A 2335-nucleotide genomic window follows, 5' to 3' on the forward strand; every position below is an offset into this window, starting at 1 on the left:
GGTGGAGTGCTTTAGCTAATGGAAGTTCAAGCCCACCGGTGCTTTCAAGGACAATTAAGTCCACACTGAAACTACGTAAATACTCAATGGTATGCGCAATCCCTTTCAGATTGTTGGTTTCGGTTTTTGTTCGTTTTTGGGTAGAAAGCCCAATGACGAAATGACGTTTAGCAACATCAATACCACAATAAGTTTGTTCATTCATCATTAACCTGCCTTGCATTCGGGTTTAAGTCTGGCAACTGTTCGGTTTTTTGGTGAAATGTTATCTGCCTCATTGCTACAACTCGGATTGTTGCCTGGGGCGAGCGCGAGATGCAGATAACGGGGTTTTGTTGCTATTTTATATTAATTTTAATATACAAGGGGCGAACCTATGTGTTAGGCCAATGATAGAAATTATAAGTTCATATTAAGCGGGTAGATGCATAGGTCTGCCCCTACCAAAATTCGTAAAAAAATTACCTTCTATAGTGTATTACTATACATATTTGTTATACCCTGCGCAGAAAAAATTAGTCAGGACTAGATAGCTCATCGAGCTGTACTATCTTATGTAACATACTAATTTCTTTAACAATACCGTCAGATTTTACTTGTTCGCAAGACATGCTATTGCTTTGTGTATTAATACTGTCTCTATATGTTTTTCTTGTGAGTAGATGTTTTAAGAGCAAGCTGGAAATTTTATGTAATGTTGACTTAAGACTTAATGTTTCTAAAAACTTTGGAGAGCATAGTCAAAATTAATTAGAAAATCCTATCAGGATAAATGATAAAAAAGGGAGTTATTTTATCGTGTTTTGGACTCTAAAAGGGGAATGACATTGTGGATTTACGATCATCGTCGCAAAAATAATAATTGGTCAAAAATATCAAGTAAAAAGAGTGATTTTATGTGGTATAACTTTAAGCACCTGATAACTAACCTAGCGAGGAGAACTATGATGAGTATTACTAACACTCTAACGTTTGAAATTAGAAAAGAACTAAGTGAACTTATTGGCGATGTCTCAGCAAAAGGCGTTTTTAATAGTTATGGAATTTTCCAAGAAAAATCAATGTTTGGTTTATTTCAAGATAACTATTTTTATCTAAGGGCTGTTGGGAAATTAGCACAATATTTGGAAAGCCAAGGGGCGATACCTTATATGGAACATTCTGAAAAGCCAGTTTCTTGTGGTATAAATTTTTATCTTCTTCCTGATAAGATTAGAGAAAATAAAGATTTATATAAATCCGTTGTTCTATGGTCAATTGAGCAAATAGAAGAAGATAGAAATCAGAAAGAAATGGCAAAAGTTGATTTAATTCGCGGTCGAGTAAACTTGTCTGTTAGACACGAACGTCTTCTGAATAAAATTGGAATTCGTTCTTTTGATGATTTTTTAAAGGCAGGAGCAGAATACTGCTATATTGCACTTAAGAAAGCAGGAGTGAGTGTTAATTTGAGCTTTTTCTGGAACTTAAAAGCAGCTTCTTTGAGAAAGCATTCTATGATGTTAACACAAGAGGAAAAGGAAAAAGCGTTAGAGGCTTTAAATACTGCGCTGGCTAAAGAGGGGATGAGAGCAATTGATCCTATCAAGGATTAATAAGTAGCATATTGCGGTGGAATACAAACAAAAGCGTAAGATTTTTCACCGCACTTTGTTTTCTAAATAATCATTTGCAATGTTTTTAAAATTTTTTGTAAAAAATTGTCAAAAAACACTTGCAAAGATTTTTCAGATGCCTATAATACGCCACACACAACGACGCGACGTTGTAGAAAAATGAAAATACACATCGCGTCGTTGTTTTTTGCTCTTTAACAATCAATCAGACAATATGTGTGGGCACTTGTTGATTCTGGAAAAATTTAAAAAGATTTAGAAACAATTAGTGCTTAACTGAAATTCATAGTGATTTTAAATGAAATCACAGAGCTTTGTTAGTGTACGAATTGAGAAAGATTAAACTGAAGAGTTTGATCATGGCTCAGATTGAACGCTGGCGGCAGGCTTAACACATGCAAGTCGAACGGTAACGGGTTGAAAGCTTGCTTTCGATGCTGACGAGTGGCGGACGGGTGAGTAATGCTTGGGAATCTGGCTTATGGAGGGGGATAACCATTGGAAACGATGGCTAATACCGCATAGTATCGNNAGATTAAAGGGTGGGACGATTTTGCCACCTGCCATAAGATGAGCCCAAGTGGGATTAGGTAGTTGGTGGGGTAAAGGCCTACCAAGCCTGCGATCTCTAGCTGGTCTGAGAGGATGGCCAGCCACACTGGGACTGAGACACGGCCCAGACTCCTACGGGAGGCAGCAGTGGGGAATATTGCGCAATG

At 37.2% G+C, this 2335-nt stretch carries 1 protein-coding gene, 1 rRNA gene and 1 pseudogene; 2 read left to right on the forward strand and 1 reads right to left on the reverse strand.

Going from position 1 to position 2335, the window contains the following annotated elements:
• Nucleotides 1-208 (reverse strand): annotated as a pseudogene (locus tag ACNAV8_RS11525) (IS110 family transposase); the annotation flags it as partial.
• A 736-nt stretch (nt 209-944) separates the two neighbouring features.
• Here ACNAV8_RS11525 and ACNAV8_RS11530 point away from each other — a divergent pair.
• Nucleotides 945-1595, forward strand: a complete 651-nt coding sequence (locus ACNAV8_RS11530) for a TfoX/Sxy family DNA transformation protein (RefSeq protein WP_415777748.1) — start codon at nt 945-947, stop codon at nt 1593-1595.
• A 362-nt stretch (nt 1596-1957) separates the two neighbouring features.
• Nucleotides 1958-2335, forward strand: a 16S ribosomal RNA gene (locus ACNAV8_RS11535); the annotation flags it as partial.

This window comes from Avibacterium endocarditidis (assembly GCF_965138825.1).
Classification (GTDB): Bacteria; Pseudomonadota; Gammaproteobacteria; order Enterobacterales; family Pasteurellaceae; genus Avibacterium; species Avibacterium endocarditidis.